An 18,202-nucleotide genomic window follows, 5' to 3' on the forward strand; every position below is an offset into this window, starting at 1 on the left:
ATCTAGCGAATAGCGAAATGTTCTTTAACAGAACGTGAAAATATCCTAAGAATTTCACATTAAAGTAGTTTTTTCTCGGTATCTTGATAAGTGTTCAAGAGGCAACACGTCGAATACTTATATCTTAAGGAGGTCAAACCGTGAATTTCTTTAAACGGGCATGGCTTAATCTGACGGCCAAGAAAGGTCGTTCGATTTTATTAATTCTAGTTACATCAGCTATTATGTTGTTTGTCTTAGCCGGACTACTGATTCGTAACGCCGCGGATACCGCGACGAGTAATGCGAAGAAGAGTGTCGGGGCGACAGTGACCCTTTCCGCTAATCGGGAAGCTGCATTTAAGAAGATGCGAAGCAGTACCTCGACGAAAAAGTCGAGCAAACCTAAGCTGACCACGTCACCAGTTAAACTGAGCGATGCTAAAAAGATCGCGAAGTTAAGTAATGTGTCAAGTTACAGTGCCACGGTATCAACATCGGCTAACGCCAAAGGTTTTGATGCCATTTCAACGTCTAGCAGTAGTAGTACCGGTGGCGGTATGGGCATGAAAGGCGGCATGAGTAGTAGTTCTAGTTCTGGCGATATTGCCATTTCTGGGGTGACTTCAACCGCATCAACATCGGCTTTTGAAGAAAAGTCGAGCAAGATCACTAAAGGTCGTGGGATCACGACCTCAGATGAAGGCACAAATAATGTCGTCATCGAAAGCGAATTGGCCAAAGAGGATAGTTTAAGCGTCGGTGATACGATTAAGTTGAAAGCGACGACTGGGAGCAAGAAGACTTATACAATGAAGATTGTTGGGATTTATAAGGCTTCTTCAAGTACAAGTACGCAACAAGGACCAGGTGCCACTGATCCATCAAACAGTGTTTATACGTCATATACCTTTGCCAATACGGTTAAGGGTTCGAAATATAAGAACACTGCGGATTCGGTTACCTCTAATGTTTCTGATCCAGCTAAGGTTAGTTCCGTTAAAACTGCTGGTAAGAAGTTAATCAATACCTCAAAATACTCATTGTCTACCAATGATAGTAGTTATCAAACGGTTAAAGCGTCCATGGACAACGTCAAATCCTTCGCGGATAAGATTGTTTGGTTAGTGGCGATTGCTGGGACGATTATCTTAGCCTTGATCGTGATTTTGATGATTCGCGAACGTCGTTACGAAATTGGGGTCTTGTTATCCCTCGGTGAAGCGCGTTGGAAGATTGTGGCCCAATTCTTTGTTGAAATGGTCATGGTCTTGATTGTCTCAATCGTGATTGCTGGTGCTGGTGGGAAGTTTGTTGGGAATAAATTGGGACAACAATTAGTGTCACAACAAACGACCACGGCGACAACGAGTTCAACCAGTACCCAGACCCAAGGTGGTCAACCAGGCGGTAGTGGTGGTGCCCCAAGTGGTAACAGCAAGCCAAGCGGTAATATGGGTGGCGGCGGTGCTCCTGACGACAGTAGCAGTAGTAGTACGTCGTCAACGAAACAAGCTGAATTGGATGTCAGCGTGACGGTCTTAGACTTAGTTGAACTCGGTGGTTTCGGGTTAGCGATTATGTTCTTATCGATCATGTTAGCATCTGGTGGGATTCTTCGACTACAGCCGAAGAAAGTCTTAATCGATTAATTGGAGGTGTTGGATATGTTAAAAACAAATGACTTAGGTTATTGGTATGATCGGCAGGAGAATAGCTTGTTCGAACATGTCGACTTGGAATTTAAATCCGGCACTTCGTATGCGATTGTCGGTCAAAGTGGTTCTGGTAAGACAACCTTCTTGTCTTTATTGGCTGGTTTAGATAAACCGCGTGCCGGGCAAATCGAATTAAACGGACAACCGATTAATAAGATTGGCTTAACGAACTATCGGAAATCACACGTGGCGATTGTATTCCAGTCGTATAACTTGTTCAATTACATGTCACCGTTGAATAACTTGTTAACCGCGATGGCAGTGACGGAATCCAGTCACAAAGGTGATAAAGCATTTGCCGCTGATATGTTGCGTAAACTAGGGTTAACTGATGAACAGATGAAGAAAAACGTTCAGAAGCTTTCCGGTGGGCAACAACAACGGGTCGCGATTGCGCGGACGATGTGTTGTGATGCGAAGTTAGTCGTTGCCGATGAACCAACCGGTAACTTGGACGAAGAAAATACAAAATTTATGATTGATCAATTCCAAAAAATTGCCCATGAACAAAATAAATGTGTGATTATCGTGACCCATGAATCAGACGTGGCCAAAGCGTGTGATCATTCGTACCGATTAGCTAAACATGAATTTGCGTTAGAAAGTTAATCACAACTTATCCCCAACTGGTGTTAGTCACTGGTTGGGGATTTTTTTATGCGAGTGATTTTGTGGATAAAACAAGTGGTGATGAGGTGGAAATTAGTAGTTAAGGACAAGTTATCCACGTGATGGGTAATTCTGGGGACAAATTGGGGAAAAATACGCAAAAATCAGAGTTAATAAACAGTTATCCCCAAGTGGATAACTGTGGTCAGAACCGCAGTGTGTTATTAGTAGTTAGGTATAATCTGAAATGATATTGAATTTATTAATGAACGGAACTATTGTGTTGATAGTAATTAAGTGTAATAAGGAAATTTTAATTATAAAAATTAGGCCGATTGCAGTCAAATAGAGGGAAGAAATATAATGGATAAAGTGACGATAATTCTGTGGATTGTTGTGATAATTAGCACGGTTTTTCAATATATTGAAGGTTATTTTTATCAGAAAATGCTTAGCTGGGTTTTACCAATAATATATAGTGCATCACTTGCGTGGCTTTATTTTAATGGCAAGCATATGACTATCTTTCCATTGTTGTTAGCGTTTGTTATTGGCAATATTTGGTTCTATGCTTATTATGTATCAGGAAGAAATAAACATGATAAAAAGTTGATCAAGTAGTTGATAGTTAGTCTTGGGGGATTGTTTTTGTGAAGAAAATTTTGATTTCGTGTTTAATCGTATTAATGGCAATATATTTGGGGATTACAGGTGCAGCATCAACCTTAAATGATATTTACACTCGAGTTACCTATGTAACAGCGATTTATTGGTTAGTCATAACTATAATTATTTGGTTGCCAGATAAATTCAAGCAATTAGTGATCCAGCCGGTGCTGATTATTGGAGCGATGCTAATCATTGAAAATTATCTTCTTTTAGGTGGCGGACCTGATTTAGTATTAATACCGCTACAACTTATCTTACTGGGATTGTTTTGGTGGCTGAATCACCAATTAGTAAGCAAATAACAACTCAAAAAGACGCCGATTTCAGCATTTTCGCTGAAATCGGCGTCTTTAATTAATTGGTTAATTTTAAATTTTAGTACCAGCCGTTAGCCATCCAGAAGGCTTTGGCCTTAGTCCATGAGCCGTAACGTGAAGCGACATAAGCGTTAGCAACCTTTTCTTGGTTAGCAGCAGATAAATCGCCACCTAAGAGGGACTTAGTTAATTGGTATTTACCATAATAGTTCCCATTTGAAGCGGTGTATGAGCCACCAGATTCCTTGTTGGCAATCCAAGCTTTAGCGGCTGAGTCACTAGTACTGGTTGTTGAAGTTGACGTCGTTGAAGCAGTGGTTGACGTTGTAGTGCTAGTTGAAGCCGTTGTCGCTGCTTTAGTAGTGGTTGAGCTCGTCCCGTTAACCGTCAATTGGTCGCCAACGTAGATCATGTTAACGTTACTTAATTGGTTCGCTTGCTTGATTGCTGAAACGGAGGTATTGTGCGCTTTAGCAATCTTAGCGACTGTGTCACCGGATTTAACAGTAACCGTGTCGGCGTTAGCAGCAGTGGTGGTAACAGCGAATAAACCTAAAGTGGCGATAGTTGATAAAACAAGATTTTTGATTTTCATAAAATTAAGACACTCCTATACTTTGCGTCGTTTCTATTCCTAACTTACCGAAGCAAGTTTTCTAAATTGATTAGCGAATTGCTAACCAAGCAACAGAGACTAGTATAGCGAGTGAGTATTGCAGGTGGGTAAATAGCAGGTTACGGTTTATCCAAATAAATGTAATAAATGCTGATTTTTGTAATGTTTTGTAACATCCATGCGAATTTTTCAGAAAATAAACGTAACGATACTTAAGATTTTTAAATGGTCTTGAGTGTTTTATGTTTTAAGACAAACCAAGTGAGTACTTGGAATTCCCAGATCCAAAATAAAAAAGACACCGCCATAGCGATGCCTTTCATTGAAGTTAAATTTAGTTTAGTACCAGCCGTTAGCTTCCCAATGAGCTTTGGCAGCTGACCATGAACCATAACGAGAGTTCACGTAGTTGTTAGCGACTTTTTCTTGGTTAGCAGCTGAGTAATCACCGTTTAAGTATGAGGCGCTTAATTGGTATTTCCCAACATATTGACCATTACGAGCGCTATATGAACCACCAGATTCTTTGTTGGCAATCCAAGCTTTAGCTGAACTGTCAGAACTGTTGGTAGTGCTAGTCGTTGTTGATGCCGTGTTTTGACTAGTCGTCGTGGTTGTATTGTTAGTCGTTGCTTGAGTTGTTGATGAAGCACTTACCGCCGTGTTACTAGTAGTGGTTGTTTGTGTATCAGCACCATTGACCGTTAACTTTTGACCAACATAAATCAAGTTAACATTCTTCATGTGGTTCGCTTTTTCAATGGCAGAAATGGTTGTTTGATGGGCACGTGCAATCTTAGAAACAGTATCGCCGCTTTTAACGGTAACAGTGGCTGCGCTAGCGGTCGCTCCTAAAGCTAAAAGACCAGACGCCGCTGCAACGGTTGATAATAAGGCACTCTTAATTTTCAAAGTAATGTACACTCCTGTTTTTTTGATTTCCGATTCGCTTAGCCCCCTTGGTGTCTGCTAAGCTTCATAACAGGGAATAGTATAACCGCGCAGTGTGACAAACGAATAGCAGTTATTTTACGAAATTGGTGACTTTTTGTAATATAAGCTGATTTCTGTAACATTTTGTAATAATTGATCAAAAAATTGATTTTAATGCTGGAAAAGCGAAGACAAAGTTTCGATTAATTATAAAAAAATAACGTGAATCCCTGATTTAATTGGGTTTATAAAAAGCCTCACTGACGGCTTTTTTAACCGTAAGTGGGGCTGCTGATGGCAAATAGGAATGAACTAATCATTAAATGACTAATATTTAATCGAGATGAAAACGATTACACTTCGCTTAAATCGCTTATTTTTAGTAATTAACGGACTCAAGGATTAATCGGCTTTAAGTTTGACGATCCAGTTCTTAGCAAACTTATTTTGCGCAATTTGGGCAGGATTTGTTCGTAAGTCATCATTATATTCAACAATCGTGCCGTTGACTGGGGCTTTGAACGTTTCGACCGCTTTACCGCCTTCGATATCGATTAATGGATCGCCCGCTTTAAGTTGAGTGCCCTTGGTCGGGTATTCGATGAAGGTGATTTCACCAATATCGGCTTTAGCTTCATCGGTAAGCCCCAAGGTAATTCGACCGTGTGACTGGGTTTGTAACCAGATGCCGTCATAAGTCGTGGTTACTTTAGAATGACGTGTAAGCCAATCATTTTTAAAATAATTCCAAGTTGATCTCCATACTGAAGCCATGGCTAAACGCCTCCTTTAACTAGGGATTAAGTATAGCACATAAAGCGCTCTCAATTAGGATTGTTTTTGTGATGGTAACGCTTTATCATAGAACTAATCTTAAAAAAGTTAGAGGTGCTTGCGATGTTTTTTATTGATACGTCCCGCAATGGTCAACCGGTTTATGATCCAATTGTGAATCAATCGCTTGATAATTATTTAGTCAATGATCTACGGTTACCGGGCCATGGGTTAATCATGTATGTAAATCAGCCGGCCGTCATCGTCGGGGTGAACCAAAATGCCTACGCGGAAGTCGATTTACCCTATTTGAAACAACATGATATCAAGTTAGTTCGACGTACCTCTGGCGGTGGTGCGGTTTATCATGATTTTGGCAATATTATCTTTGAAAACATCGTCATTGATGATGACCAGTATTTTGGTGATTTCAAGCACTTCGCTCAACCGATTATCGAGGCACTCCATGACATGGGCGCGACTAACGCGGAGATGCGTGGCCGCAATGATATGGTCATTGGCGATCAAAAATTCTCCGGGATGACGATGTTTAAAGTCGGCCAGTCTTACGCAGCTGGTGGGACATTGATGTTTGACTTGAATATGGATGCGGCCAATGAAGTCCTGACGCCGGATAAAGAAAAGTTAGCCTCTAAAGGTGTTCAGTCGGTTAACAGTCGGGTGACGAATGTGAAACCATTCTTAGATGCGGCCTATCAAAACTTGGATATTGAAGGCTTTAAAGAGGCACTCTTATTACGCTTATTTAACGTTGATCGGTTAGACCAAATCGAAACATATCATTTGAATGACCATGATTGGGCCGTGATTGATGAACGTTTGCAAGGTAAGTATGATACGGAAGCGTGGAACTATGGTCGTAATCCAGGTTATGATCACTATGTTTCTAAACATTATCCAATTGGGACCGTTAGTTTTAACTTTACGGTTGTCGATGGGGCCATTAGTGAATTGAAGCTTTACGGTGATTTTATTACTGGTGGTGATATTCACTTGGTTGAACAGGCTTTAATTGGCGCGAAATTTAATCGTGATGCCTTGATTCAAGCCTTGAGCCAGGTTGATTTAGCGGCTAACTTAGGGGCGATCACGGCAGATGAAGTGGCCGATTTGTTATTGGCTATTTAACTTAAAAATCGAGAATCAGTTAGGTGGATAATTTTTAAAAGGTGGTTTATAGCCGCCTGCGTCAGCCAGTGATTCTGCCGGCTGTGGGGACCGGTTCCAGCCCAAAGTCGGGCTTTCACCTCGCTTTTGAGCCTAGCCAAAATCGCTAGTCTCAAAAGGCGTCCACATCGTAAAGTCCGGCAAAAGCATCCGGACTTTACGATGTTTTCACGGCCGGCGCCATCACAGGCTGACTTCGACTATATGTTGATTTATATTTCAATTTGGTTGATGTTTGATCATCATTTGAATAGTCTTAACAGCGTTTCAGTTCTGATTGGCGAACAGGTAGGCCGAGCATAAATAGTATTAGAAAAAAATCGAGATTCTAAGCACAGTTGCTTAGGATCTCGATTTTAGTTCAAGTACTAAAGGTCGAAAGATAATTATTGGCGATAGAAATTATATCAGTACAGGCCGGCGTTCGATTGCATTGTGGCCGTTAAATAGTTTAACAATCATCATAACCGAGAGTGAGCCCATATTGAGCCCAGCCGTGGGAGCTCTTAGCGATTTATCGCTTAGAGATTGGCGCTTTTGAAACGCGGATTAAGCGGTTCAAAACGACGGTTCAGACCGCTTTTTGGCTGAACCGGTCCGCCCACAGCGTTCCAGCTCAAGGTGGGCGAACGGTAGGTGGCAAGCATGACTATTTTTGCTCGATGAATACTTACCTCGTTAACGATTATTGCTAAAAAGGAAGGTTCAACTTTAAGTCAGGGATAATAACCGGTGCATTAATTGAAAGTGATGCATCAAAGCTAACTTTTTAACGGCACCGAGGCCGGGAAATTTCGGACTATCTTGATAAGCCAATAAGTCTTGTAGTGCCGGTGTTTGATTTAGTCCGGTTAAATGTACGGGAGCCCAAGCAACCAGCTTTTGTAAGGCTTCGAAAAACTTGTTTTTTTGACCACGCATACTGTCATTGCTATCTGAAACAAAATGATGCAGGCGCAAGCTGCCATCAGCCGTCACGTAAACTAGATGAATGGCGATCGCTCGTGAGGGCATGCCTTTATCAAAGTAGTGGTGTCCCACGATGCTGTAATCACCGAACCCTTGGCTGCCATCAAGTTGGTAGGACCAGTTAGCGGGAGCAAAAAATTCATCGGTTAACTGAGCGTATTCAGCGATATGTGGCAAGAACGGCATGGGATCAGTTAACGCAATGGCGCGCGTTCCAGCGATTGCCCGTAAACGCGCTTCGTTAGGAACTAAGATTCCGTTGACCGTTTTAAACATGGTTGTCTGCTGATAGGCCTTGAGTAACGGATAATTAGGCGCAATGAGTAGACTTGATTGTTGTGCATTTTTGGTCAACCAGTCGGCCCGAAAATCTGGCGCTAAAATGGCACTTGGGTGATAAAACGGTAACTCAGTGAGATCCGGTAATGGGTATAACTTGGTATCATTTAGGCCGTAGACGCTGACTTGAGGATTGGCAACGACACTAAACGGTTGTTCCGCTGTGATTAAAGCCTGAACAGTGGTCACGAGTTCCTTAGAATCGCGAACTGGTTCAATAATTGGGACAATATTTGGCCCTAATTGGTGTTGTTCGGCCAATGCTTTTAGTGCCAACAGATCGTACATGCGGCCGCGCAAGTAGGGATAATAAGTCGTCATAATTGATCCTCCAAGTCAGGATGGACCAAGGCCCGATACTTAAGCTGCAAGGCCTGATACTCAGCGTTGCGCGCATCTAATTCAATTTGTAATGCGGTGATAGCCTCATTTTGGATGTCATCAACGAAGCGGTCGTAGAGATTATGATCTGGTTGATAGATGTCGTAACCAACTTTGGCCCGTTTTTTGAGAGCTTTAAATAACTGATCGTCGGAATAGAGTTGTAGCCCTTTTTTGACGCGCTTGGCCTTATCGACTTCACGGAATAAGGACGCGACAAAGTGTCCGGTTAAGGCGGTTTCGTCCACTTGTAAGTCTTGATGTTGGGCCTTTTTTGCTACAGTTAAAAAGCCGGGTGCTCGCAAGGGTTGCGGTGCTAAGTCAACGGCCTGTTGATCAAAGGGGCGATAAATCAAGACGCCAATCTGGGTTGGAATCTCATCAGCGACTTCCTCGTATAGGGCCTGTGGTAAGACGAAATAGTTATAGTGGCCGATGAAAGATAACTGTGCTTTGGAATGGAAGTCGGCTTTAGTGACTTTCAATTCATAACAACGCCATTCGACCTGATTGTCTGGGCCCAGTTGATAACTTAACGTATCGACAATGCCTTTTTTTGCGGGCATGGATACTTCTTCAACAACGTAGGCACCTTGTTCAAGGCAATATTGATAGAGGGTACTTTCTAATTGTTTGGTTAATTTAGTCTTCATGATTTTCCTCCACTTGGTGCCAAAAGTTGTCAATTGTGGCGGTGAGTTGGGGTACGGATTGAATCGTTTGGTAGTATTGCCAATGTTCCGGGAACAGGGCCGTGTAGCGGCGACTGGCGAATCGCTGGTCGAGTAATAAAACGATACCGACATCTTTGGTACTGCGAATGAGGCGACCGGCCGCTTGCAACACGTTATTCATACCGGGTAATTGATAGGCGTACGCAAAACCTTGCCCATTCTCATGATTATAGTAGTCACGAATGAGGTCGGTTTCCGGATTGATCCCCGGCAGCCCTACACTAACAATCGCCACACCGATTAAACGGTCCCCACGCAAGTCGATTCCTTCTGAAAAGATACCACCAAGCACACAGAAACCGACCAATGTTTGGTCTGGTTCGGCTTGAAATTGGTCCAAAAAGGCTTGGCGGGCAGTAGCATCCATCGCATTTTCTTGGGCGATGGTGGCAATGTCTGGGTAAGCCAATTCAAAGGCTGCTTTAATTTGCGTTAAGTAACCGTATGACGGAAAGAAAAGCAGATAATTGCCAGTTTTGGCAGTAACTAATGCGTGTAAACTGGCGATGATAGCGGCCTCACTATGGGGGCGTTCGTGATAAGTGGTCTGAATATATTGTGTGACTAAAATCGCTTGATGCTTAGGCGGAAACGGTGAGGGCAATTGATAAGCCAAACTATTGTCAGCACTGCCAAGCACATTTTGATAGTACGACATTGGCGATAGCGTCGCTGAAAATAAGACAGCACCTGCGCCCAAACTCAATGAACGATTCAAAAAGTCACTTGGGTCTAAACATAACTCTTTAACGATCACATGATGGCCGTCTGAAACGATCCGCGTTTGATAGCTCCCGTCGTAAAGATCGCCGATTTTAACAAAAGTTAGGCTATTGAAAAAGTAGTCACGGGCTGCATCGTAGAGCGTTGAAGGCGCTTGTTGAGCCAACCAATCACTCATGAACTCGTTAAAAGTACGCATCGTTTGTAATAATTTTTCGGGTGGCTCGGGCGCTATTAAGGTCGTTTGACCATCATCGGTTAAGACGCGTCGAAGCCGGTTGAAGCTACGCCGAACTTTCTTAAGGGCTTGTTGTAAGTCGTCACTTGGTTGTGATTTATCCGGTTTAGCTAGTTTTAAAATCGCCGCAATTGGGTCGTCACCGATTTCAGCGGAATACATATCACGCGCTCGACTGACTAAGTTATGGACTTCATCGACTAAGAAAAAGTTTTCATCATCAGCTTCACTGAAAAATCGTTGTAAGTAAACTAACGGATCAAATAAATAATTGTAATCGCAAATAATCACATCACAAAATAACGACGCGTCTAAGGAAAATTCAAACGGGTCGACAGTATGTTTGCGAGCATATTGTTCAATGACCGCGCGGGTGAGTTGATCTTCATGAGTCAATAAATCTTTTAAAGCCGGTTTCAAGCGATCGTAGTAACCGATCATAAACGGATTCTCTTCTGGTCGGACGTCTTGTTCTTCTGGAAAGCGAATCTGGTCTTTCGCTGTTAAGGTGATACTTTTAAGCCGTAAACCGTCCGCGCTCATTAAGGTGATGCCGCCTTCAGCCACGTGTCGCGTGCTCTGTTTGGCAGTTAAATAGAAGATCCGTTCAATGACATCTTCACCCATGGCTTTGACTGCTGGAAATAGTGTAGAAATGGTTTTCCCAGTCCCAGTTGGTGCTTCAACAAACAATCGTTTTTGAAAACGGATCGTTTTATAAACCGCGGCCGCTAGTTCTCGTTGCCCATTGCGATAAGCTGGAAACGGGAAGGGCAAGTCGATGATTGAGGCATTGCGTTGCTGGCGCAAGTCGGCCCGTAACGTGAGCCAATACTCGTATTCCGTAATTAGCGTTTTGAAGAAGTCGTCTAGTTCAGACCGTGTGAGGATTTTTTGTGTTTTAGTGATTTTGTCGGCATTCGTCTGAACGTAAGTCAGTTGGAGCGTCACTTGGTCCACGTCGTCATGATCTTTTAATAATAAGTAGCCATAGACTTTAACTTGGCCCCAATAGAGATCATGCGTGTTTTCGGTTAAGTCTTCAAAGGCTTGATCCGAGGTTTTAATCTCTTCAATTAACAGACCATCGTCAGTGGTTTGAATGCCATCCGCACGCCCGGCAATCACATAATCGGCACCGTTCATGGTGACTGTGGTTTTTAAGTAAACTTCACTTTGGTAGGCGTCCGAGCGGCTACTTTGCAATTGCCGATGAATCTTGGCCCCCATCTGCGCGGTGTTTTGACTGTTTTTCGTTTCAATCAAATCACCTTTCCGCAAGACAAATTCAACGAGTTGGCGAATCCCAATTTTAGTAGCCACGTGGCGTCCCTCCTTTAATCGTAAATTCAAATCGGTTTTAATTATAAAACAGATGTTCGGGATTGTCTGTAAGGGATACTAAAAATCAGCCCAAATAAAAAGCCGACCGCTAACTAGCGGTCGGTGGTTATTAACTGATTTATTGCCATTGAGAATGACGACGACGTAGGGCCTGACGTAAGTTGAACCCATAGCTTAAGATGCCGGCCATCATCACGATGGCGAGAATGGCGCTACCCCAAGCAACGGTGTTGGTACTAAAGAAAGTGGCATAACCCGCACTCAAACTAATAATTGCAATGGTGGGTGCGAGCACGCTGAGCGGTGCCGGTTGAAGAAAAGCGAGGGCTGCAATGCCAAGTACCCCGGCAGTGACAGTGGCCTCAACGCTTAATAAGGTGCCAAAGCTAGTGAGTAGCGCCCAAAGAATTAGACCACTACCAATGACGAGCAAACTGGTGGCAAAGTAACGATTCAAAGTCCAAAAACGGTTCGTTGAACGCATGCTAATCGCCTCCCTAATTTACCTTAATTATACTACCGACAAGGGTAACGAAAGAAATGATATGCGCTTGTGGCGCTTATGAATCATAAAGAATCTTGATTGGTTTCAAGAAAAAAATAAGCTTTTTTAGCCAATCCTTGAAAGCGCATTCAATATTAGTTACACTTACAGTATGCACGTGAGAAATTGGAGGGAAAGAACATGGCAAAAGTATTAGCAATTAACGCCGGCAGCTCGACGTTGAAGTGGAAATTATTCAGTTTACCCGAAGAAACAGTGATCGCCTCAGGAATGGTGGATCGTTTAGGCTTACCACAATCAAAATTTGTGATAAAAAAAGCTGACGGTGAAAAGTACACGGAAACTAAGGATACTATTGATGCTCAAGAAGCGGCTGCAATGGTGTTAACCCGTTTAAAGAGTGATGGTATTCTGGCTCATTTGAGTGAAATTACTGGCGTTGGACATCGGGTCGTGGCTGGTGGGGAAGATTTTAAAGATTCTGTGGTCATTACCCCAACCACGTTGAAGCAAATCAAAGACTTATCAGAATACGCGCCGCTACATAATCCGACGCAGGCTTACTACATCGAAGTCTTTCAACAATTATTACCAAAGGCGGTTCAAGTGGCGGTCTTTGATACATCTTTGTACGCGACGATGCCGGAAGCTAATTACTTATACAGCCTCCCTTACGATTATTACAAACAATTTGGTGCCCGGAAATATGGCGCTCACGGAACGAGTCATCGTTACGTTGCCAATCGCACCGCTGAAATTTTAGGCAAAGACTTAAAAGACTTGAAGTTAATTACCTTGCATTTAGGTTCAGGGGCCTCCATTACGGCGTTTGATCACGGTCAAGCGATCGATACGTCAATGGGCTTTACACCATTAGCCGGAATTACGATGAGTACGCGTTCAGGAGATATTGATGCGTCCTTGATCCCATTCTTAATGCGGCATTTGGGAATTTCAGACGTGCAAGACTTTATCAATATTTTGAATAACAAATCTGGGTTACTTGGGATCTCAGGCGTATCACCAGATATGCGTGACTTAGATAAAGCGGCGGCCGAAGATAACCATCAAGCTGAATTGGCGCTTGAAATCTTTGCGAACCGTGTTGTGAAGTATATTGGGAGTTACATCGCTGAAATGGGTGGCTTAGATGCCCTCGTCTTTACGGCGGGTGTCGGTGAGAATTCAGTGGCGATGCGTGCTCGGATTACAAAACAATTAGGCTACTTTGGCATTACCATTGATGACGAAAAGAATAACGTTCATGGTCAAGAACGTTTGATTAGTCAAGATGGCGGTAAGGTCGATGTTTTAGTTGTGCCAACTAACGAAGAATTAATGATTGTGCGTGACGTTGAACGGTTGACTGAAAAGTCCCCAATTTAAAGCGACTATGAATAAACGGATTGTTAGCTGGTTTGTCAGTTAACGATCCGTTTTTATTAGGCTAGAAAATTTGTTCTGCGATAGCAAATTCGCTACCATCAAAGAATAACACCTATATTTGAGTAAGAAGGATGGACAAGTGAGCAAAATCGATGAGTATGCGGTTGAAAGAAGTGCAACACGCCCGACTTTTTCAGGACTTTTAGAACAGGAACATGTTAACTTAGAAGTTGCCGTTAAAGTGTGTGAACTTCGTGACCAGTTAGGAATGAGCCAACGTGAATTTGCTGATTTGGTTGGTAAACCTCAATCAACGATTGCACGCATCGAGAATGGCTCGATGAATGCTTCAACAAAGAAATCGCGCTGGCGACTAATCAACGGTTAACGATCCAATTTAGTCCTACGCATTAGCTAATTAAAAGCTACTACTAGACATCAAACTTGTGATTGATAGTCTAATAGTAGCTTTTATTATACCAAGTTAGCGGTACGAATCATTTTCAGATAGGGCGTTTGATTGAAAATCAACGGTTCACCACGCGTTGTGCTAGGGAGTGTCTTCAAATTACTTTGTGTGCAGGAAAATGGTCGCAACATGGACAATGCTAAAAACGACTCGGCTAGTTTATCGAAGCGAGTCGCTATATGTCTAAAGTGTTTTAATTTATTGAAGTAACACCTTGTTCTTTTTTAGGAAAATAAGATTTAATTTGCAACCGTTGTTCAGCAGTTAACTCATAGCGATGGCTTATCATTGTCACCAGTCCTTTGTTTTTATCTTAACAGATTTAATGACCATTAAGCGACTTTTATGATTTGAATACAGACCATAGTACAACGCGTGTTATTAATTATTTTCTAAACCAATTGAATGTTTTATTTTTTGTAAGTGTAGAAATGTTTTCGTTATCTTTTGATTTTGTATTTTGACGACTGGTCGATAAATTAAGTTGCTGTTGTTGATCCAGTAAGATTTGAAAATTATCTATTTCCTTTTCCCTTTGCCTTAATTCTATTTTGAGCTCATCCACTTGTGTTCTTAAAGTATCGATTAACTCTTGCTCGTACTTTCGGTTAGTTGTTCTATGAATATTATTCTTTTTAATTCCTTTCAAAATAGCTCTTTTAGAGTACTCATCGTATAGTAAAACGTTGCCTCTTTTAGAACGTTCTTGAATGCTTTTGTCACGAATATAACGCCATACTTTAGTTTTATCAACGCCTGCTGCGATTGCTATTTCACTCATTTTGTACAAATGCTCATTTGTATTCATTTACCGGTCCTCTTTGAATGTTTTATATGCTGTATTGAAAAAGTATATCATAGTCTACTAATGCTACGTTCAGAGTATTTTTAATAGTACTTTGACTTTACGTTTAATTAATAAGGCCATGTAAACTAAACGTTTCCCTAGGTAAACGTTGCCGTTCTTATGAATTAAAAATCAAGACTATAACCTCGAATCAGGAGGTCATAGTCTTGAAAAAATTTATCTTATCAATTGTCACTTTTGTTCTTTTGTTTGCTTTTCCAGCTTCTGTGAATGGTGCCACTTTCAACGTTACACATACATCAGCCTTATCATGGAATGCCAGCTACCATGTTACAACTTCTGGAAATACTATAAAAAAGGTATCTCACATTAAGACTCACGCCCTAATCGGCAGGATAAAACATCAATCATTAATTAGGGATTCTAGCAGTAAAGTAACTTTAAAAATGACCAGATCTGTTGGTGTTATTACCTATTATTCGTATCTCTCTGCAAAGATACGCAACCATAAATTATATGTCACTGCTAGTTGATTTTATAAACGGTTGTTTGTGACGGTTGAATCCAATTGTCGTTAATAATCACGTAACAATTAAGTATACTTAAAATAATTACTAAAATGGACACTAAAATAATTGTCTTATACAAACTATTGTACTTTGTATTTCTCCAAATCGTATAACCTGGCATAAATAGACCTATTGGTGGAATAATCGCCGAAATTATTACTAGTATAATTAATAATAGCCCTTCATCTTTGTTCTGATAGGGTTGTGTGTCTACTGGTTTTAAATTTTTTTTGTTTCGTTATCAGACTCAAATTGTGATTGAAGATCAGGATTCTGTCGTAAAAGTTTATCTAGGGACATTTTATATACATTACTCAACAATATTAAATTGTCAATGTCTGGGTACCCTCTTCCATTTTCCTACTTAGAAATTGACTGTCGTGAGATATGTAAAATTGTCGCAATTTCGTTTTGAGAATATCCTTGTTGTGTTCGGGCTTCTTTTAATTGACTAGCTATCGTAGTGATATGAACGCACTCCTTGCTTAATTAAGTGTTTACACGCATATTGGCACACTTCATCAGGCCATGTGCAACTTGTAAGTTCCTCATGTAAACCCTTGGTTCCTTCAATTATTCAGTATACATTATGTAAAATAATATTTGTTAACAAATATAAGGTATCAATGCGCATTGGTAAGAATCGAGCTTTTAAAAGATGAAAAAAAACAGCAAAAGCACTTGTTCTAGCTACAATTACGTTATCTGTCATTGCCTCGACAGGATTTAATGTGAATGCCGACACGAATTCCACTAATTTAACAGTAGCTTCATATAAAGATTATTTGAAAAATTATGATACTCAGGATGCGGAAAAGGCAGGTGTTCAATCTCAATACATTAGTAGCGCAGTTTCTGGTGCAGCGACAGAATTAAACAACTTCAATAAGATGTCCCCTGATAGTCAGAAGAAATTCGTCAACTCTATGTCAAATCCAAAACAACAGAATTATACAGAGAGTGATTCAAATGATACACTAAGTACTGTCGCTACAATGTCCCTATTAAGAAGTTCTGCTAGTTCATCAACTTCCAGAAGTACCCAATACACGTATTCAAGAAAACCTGGGAAATATTGGCCTGCCATCACAACTGTTCGTATCAAAGTTAACTATAAAACAAAAGGTAAAAAGGTTCTTAAAACTACCAGTAGTGATGCTTACGTAGTTAAAAATTACAATCCAATGGTAAGCTTGAATAAAGATGGACAAAAGAGATATGTTACAAATAATCAAGCGTATGCTTGGGGCAGATGGTCATATACTATTGGAATTGGTAAGTATGGTATAACGACTGGTCACATCAATGCTTCTGTGAAGGGAAATTATAAGGGTACGCGTACTTTCTACCATGGTTGGGCAAATTAGATTAGGAGGAAAGCATGACAAAATTCTTTAAATGGACTTTAGCAACCTTAATCGTTTTAATAATATTTGGCATTTTATTAGGGCTTATTTATTTTATATTTTAAGAAAAATAAGATAATTAATAGATATTTGGTTGTGTTATTGTCAATTTAGACTTATAGATCGTTTTCATACTTTTAGAGATGGCTTCGGCTGTCTCTTTTTATTTTATGCAAATTATATGAATAAACGGATCGTTAATGGTTACCAGTTAACGATACGTTTTTATTATGGCAGCTCAGCGACGCAAATCATTTTCAGATGGGGTGTTTGGTTGAAAATAAACGGTTTACCGACTGCATGGAAGTTGTAACGCTCGTAAAACGCTTGAACTTGAATTTGGGCTTCAATCTGAATCGGTTCCACGGGAAAGCGGTCTTTGGCAACTGCTAAGATCTGAGTCATCAGGGCGGCCCCTAAATGTTGCCCGCGCTGACTGGCATCGACGACGACCCGGCCAAAGGATAAATGATCGTCTTCTTGAAAAACTCGTGCATATGCAATTATTTTACCGTTGTGCATCTTAAAAATATGTATCGCGGTTAGATCAATTTCATCGACTTCTTGATAAATACGTTGTTGCTCAACAACGAACGTTTTGACGCGTAAGTTATAAATGGCGTATAATTCAGAAGTGGTTAATTCAGTGAATGTTTTGCTTTGCCACATGTTGCCACGTCCTTTCAATGTCAATTAGTTTATCACTTAATGATTGCATATGCAATAAAATGGAGGCTTTTAAGATGATCCCAACTTTAAGGTTAATGGGGACGATTTCGCGGATGATAATGAATGAAGGCAATCAACGCTTTGCACAATACGGTCTCAACAATAATCAATTTATTTATTTAATCCGAATTTGTGAACAACCAGGGCTGTTTTTTGGTCAACTGGCCGATCAAATGAAGATGGATCGGACCACCAATTATCGCGCAGTTCAGAATTTAATAAAAAAAGGCTATGTTGTAAAAACGACGCAACCAGATAACAAAAAAGTTCGATGCTTGTATCCAACTGAAGCCGGTCAGGCGCTTTACCCTCAGTTGCATGAGTATGAACAGTGGTGCGCTGAACTAGTGGCCGAAAACTTAACGCCAGGGCAACGCCAAGTTTTATTTGAAGATCTGTCCTTAGTGGCCGAACAAGTACAGCATGCTATTGAAGCGCCAGTTAAGTAACTAACGTTTTTGCTAGGTGTTGGTTATCAACTTCTCGTAAACTAAGTATCATAAAAGGAGTTGGTGATCATGGCAAAAGCAACGACAATGAATCTGCTCAGAGGTGGATTCCTCAGTTTAGTTGGCATCTGGTTACTGCTTAGTGTGGTTAGCGTTAATCAGTGGTTGATGGGTGGTTTGGCTTTCAGTGCGTTGATTATTTTGAATGGACACTTCTTAATTTTTCCAGACACGGCGGCTCGTGGAGTAAGCAGAGTCAGCTTAATTGGGTCAATCGCGTTAGTTGTGATTGGTGTGATTAAGTTCTTTATTTTGTCAGCACTATAAAAAACGTGGGGTCTCAATTTTTG

Annotated in this window: 20 protein-coding genes and 1 pseudogene; 11 read left to right on the top strand and 10 right to left on the bottom strand. The window is 41.1% G+C overall.

Annotated features, from left to right (window positions below):
* Nucleotides 1-140: 140 nt before the first annotated feature.
* From FFM84_RS07340 to FFM84_RS07355, 4 genes are all read left to right on the top strand, one after another.
* Nucleotides 141-1,631, top strand: a complete 1,491-nt coding sequence (locus tag FFM84_RS07340) for an ABC transporter permease (RefSeq protein ID WP_130844264.1) — start codon at nt 141-143, stop codon at nt 1,629-1,631.
* 15 nt (nt 1,632-1,646) lie between these two features.
* A complete protein-coding gene (locus FFM84_RS07345; protein ID WP_130844263.1) occupies nt 1,647-2,306 on the top strand; it encodes an ABC transporter ATP-binding protein in 660 nt (219 codons plus the stop codon).
* A gap of 363 nt (nt 2,307-2,669) precedes the next feature.
* Nucleotides 2,670-2,927, top strand: a complete 258-nt coding sequence (locus tag FFM84_RS07350; RefSeq protein WP_130844262.1) for a hypothetical protein — start codon at nt 2,670-2,672, stop codon at nt 2,925-2,927.
* 29 nt (nt 2,928-2,956) lie between these two features.
* Nucleotides 2,957-3,277, top strand: a complete 321-nt coding sequence (locus tag FFM84_RS07355) for a hypothetical protein (protein WP_130844261.1) — start codon at nt 2,957-2,959, stop codon at nt 3,275-3,277.
* A gap of 73 nt (nt 3,278-3,350) precedes the next feature.
* Here FFM84_RS07355 and apf (FFM84_RS07360) read toward each other — a convergent pair whose 3' ends face one another.
* The 3 genes from apf (FFM84_RS07360) to FFM84_RS07370 all read right to left on the bottom strand — a co-directional run bounded on the left by apf (FFM84_RS07360) (nt 3,351) and on the right by FFM84_RS07370 (nt 5,615).
* Nucleotides 3,351-3,887 (bottom strand): aggregation-promoting factor, encoded by a 537-nt coding sequence (gene apf / locus FFM84_RS07360; RefSeq protein WP_130844260.1) that lies wholly within the window; start codon nt 3,885-3,887, stop codon nt 3,351-3,353.
* A 360-nt stretch (nt 3,888-4,247) separates the two neighbouring features.
* Nucleotides 4,248-4,820 (bottom strand): aggregation-promoting factor, encoded by a 573-nt coding sequence (gene apf / locus FFM84_RS07365; RefSeq protein WP_130844259.1) that lies wholly within the window; start codon nt 4,818-4,820, stop codon nt 4,248-4,250.
* A 423-nt stretch (nt 4,821-5,243) separates the two neighbouring features.
* Nucleotides 5,244-5,615 (bottom strand): glycine cleavage system H family protein, encoded by a 372-nt coding sequence (locus FFM84_RS07370; RefSeq protein ID WP_130844258.1) that lies wholly within the window; start codon nt 5,613-5,615, stop codon nt 5,244-5,246.
* Nucleotides 5,616-5,738: 123 nt separating this feature from the next.
* Between FFM84_RS07370 and lplA the strand changes: the two genes are divergently transcribed.
* The gene (lplA, locus tag FFM84_RS07375; protein WP_130844257.1) at nt 5,739-6,764 is read left to right on the top strand and encodes a lipoate--protein ligase; all 1,026 of its coding nucleotides are present in this window, start codon (nt 5,739-5,741) and stop codon (nt 6,762-6,764) included.
* Nucleotides 6,765-7,514: 750 nt separating this feature from the next.
* Here the strand turns inward: lplA and FFM84_RS07380 are convergent.
* From FFM84_RS07380 to FFM84_RS07395, 4 genes are all read right to left on the bottom strand, one after another.
* Entirely contained in the window at nt 7,515-8,432 is a 918-nt protein-coding gene (locus FFM84_RS07380; protein ID WP_130844256.1) for a sce7725 family protein, read from the bottom strand.
* Nucleotides 8,429-9,145, bottom strand: coding sequence for a hypothetical protein (locus FFM84_RS07385; RefSeq protein ID WP_130844255.1), 717 nt, complete (start codon nt 9,143-9,145; stop codon nt 8,429-8,431). The genes FFM84_RS07380 and FFM84_RS07385 overlap by 4 nt, the downstream gene beginning before the upstream one ends.
* Nucleotides 9,135-11,510 carry an ATP-dependent DNA helicase gene (locus FFM84_RS07390; RefSeq protein WP_130844254.1) on the bottom strand — a complete coding sequence of 792 codons (2,376 nt, stop codon included), beginning with the start codon at nt 11,508-11,510 and terminating at the stop codon, nt 9,135-9,137. The genes FFM84_RS07385 and FFM84_RS07390 overlap by 11 nt, the downstream gene beginning before the upstream one ends.
* 139 nt (nt 11,511-11,649) lie before the next feature.
* Nucleotides 11,650-12,015 (bottom strand): hypothetical protein, encoded by a 366-nt coding sequence (locus FFM84_RS07395; RefSeq protein ID WP_130844253.1) that lies wholly within the window; start codon nt 12,013-12,015, stop codon nt 11,650-11,652.
* A 201-nt stretch (nt 12,016-12,216) separates the two neighbouring features.
* Between FFM84_RS07395 and FFM84_RS07400 the strand changes: the two genes are divergently transcribed.
* Together FFM84_RS07400 and FFM84_RS07405 are read left to right on the top strand one after the other, a co-directional pair.
* Nucleotides 12,217-13,422 carry an acetate/propionate family kinase gene (locus FFM84_RS07400; protein WP_130844252.1) on the top strand — a complete coding sequence of 402 codons (1,206 nt, stop codon included), beginning with the start codon at nt 12,217-12,219 and terminating at the stop codon, nt 13,420-13,422.
* Between the two features lie 139 nt (nt 13,423-13,561).
* Nucleotides 13,562-13,836: pseudogene (locus tag FFM84_RS07405) on the top strand (helix-turn-helix domain-containing protein).
* Nucleotides 13,837-14,276: 440 nt separating this feature from the next.
* On the opposite strand, the gene FFM84_RS07410 reads toward FFM84_RS07405, so the two are convergent.
* On the bottom strand, nt 14,277-14,699 hold the full coding sequence (locus tag FFM84_RS07410; protein ID WP_130844251.1) for a hypothetical protein: 423 nt from the start codon (nt 14,697-14,699) through the stop codon (nt 14,277-14,279).
* Nucleotides 14,700-14,905: 206 nt separating this feature from the next.
* Here FFM84_RS07410 and FFM84_RS07415 point away from each other — a divergent pair, with 206 nt between their 5' ends.
* Nucleotides 14,906-15,232 (top strand): DUF5626 family protein, encoded by a 327-nt coding sequence (locus tag FFM84_RS07415; RefSeq protein WP_130844250.1) that lies wholly within the window; start codon nt 14,906-14,908, stop codon nt 15,230-15,232.
* A 396-nt stretch (nt 15,233-15,628) separates the two neighbouring features.
* Here FFM84_RS07415 and FFM84_RS07425 read toward each other — a convergent pair whose 3' ends face one another.
* A complete protein-coding gene (locus FFM84_RS07425; RefSeq protein WP_130844737.1) occupies nt 15,629-15,736 on the bottom strand; it encodes a helix-turn-helix domain-containing protein in 108 nt (35 codons plus the stop codon).
* Between the two features lie 263 nt (nt 15,737-15,999).
* Between FFM84_RS07425 and FFM84_RS07430 the strand changes: the two genes are divergently transcribed.
* A complete protein-coding gene (locus tag FFM84_RS07430) occupies nt 16,000-16,635 on the top strand; it encodes a hypothetical protein (protein ID WP_137643809.1) in 636 nt (211 codons plus the stop codon).
* Nucleotides 16,636-16,902: 267 nt separating this feature from the next.
* Here FFM84_RS07430 and FFM84_RS07435 read toward each other — a convergent pair whose 3' ends face one another.
* Nucleotides 16,903-17,343, bottom strand: coding sequence for a GNAT family N-acetyltransferase (locus FFM84_RS07435; RefSeq protein WP_130844248.1), 441 nt, complete (start codon nt 17,341-17,343; stop codon nt 16,903-16,905).
* Nucleotides 17,344-17,417: 74 nt separating this feature from the next.
* Here FFM84_RS07435 and FFM84_RS07440 point away from each other — a divergent pair, with 74 nt between their 5' ends.
* Both FFM84_RS07440 and FFM84_RS07445 read left to right on the top strand, forming a co-directional pair.
* Nucleotides 17,418-17,852: a MarR family winged helix-turn-helix transcriptional regulator gene (locus FFM84_RS07440; protein WP_130844247.1), complete on the top strand. Its 435-nt coding sequence runs from the start codon at nt 17,418-17,420 to the stop codon at nt 17,850-17,852.
* A gap of 69 nt (nt 17,853-17,921) precedes the next feature.
* A complete protein-coding gene (locus FFM84_RS07445) occupies nt 17,922-18,179 on the top strand; it encodes a hypothetical protein (RefSeq protein WP_130844246.1) in 258 nt (85 codons plus the stop codon).
* The last annotated feature ends 23 nt before the right edge of the window (nt 18,180-18,202 follow it).

Source organism: Lactiplantibacillus mudanjiangensis, assembly GCF_005405385.1.
Taxonomy (GTDB): domain Bacteria; phylum Bacillota; class Bacilli; order Lactobacillales; family Lactobacillaceae; genus Lactiplantibacillus; species Lactiplantibacillus mudanjiangensis.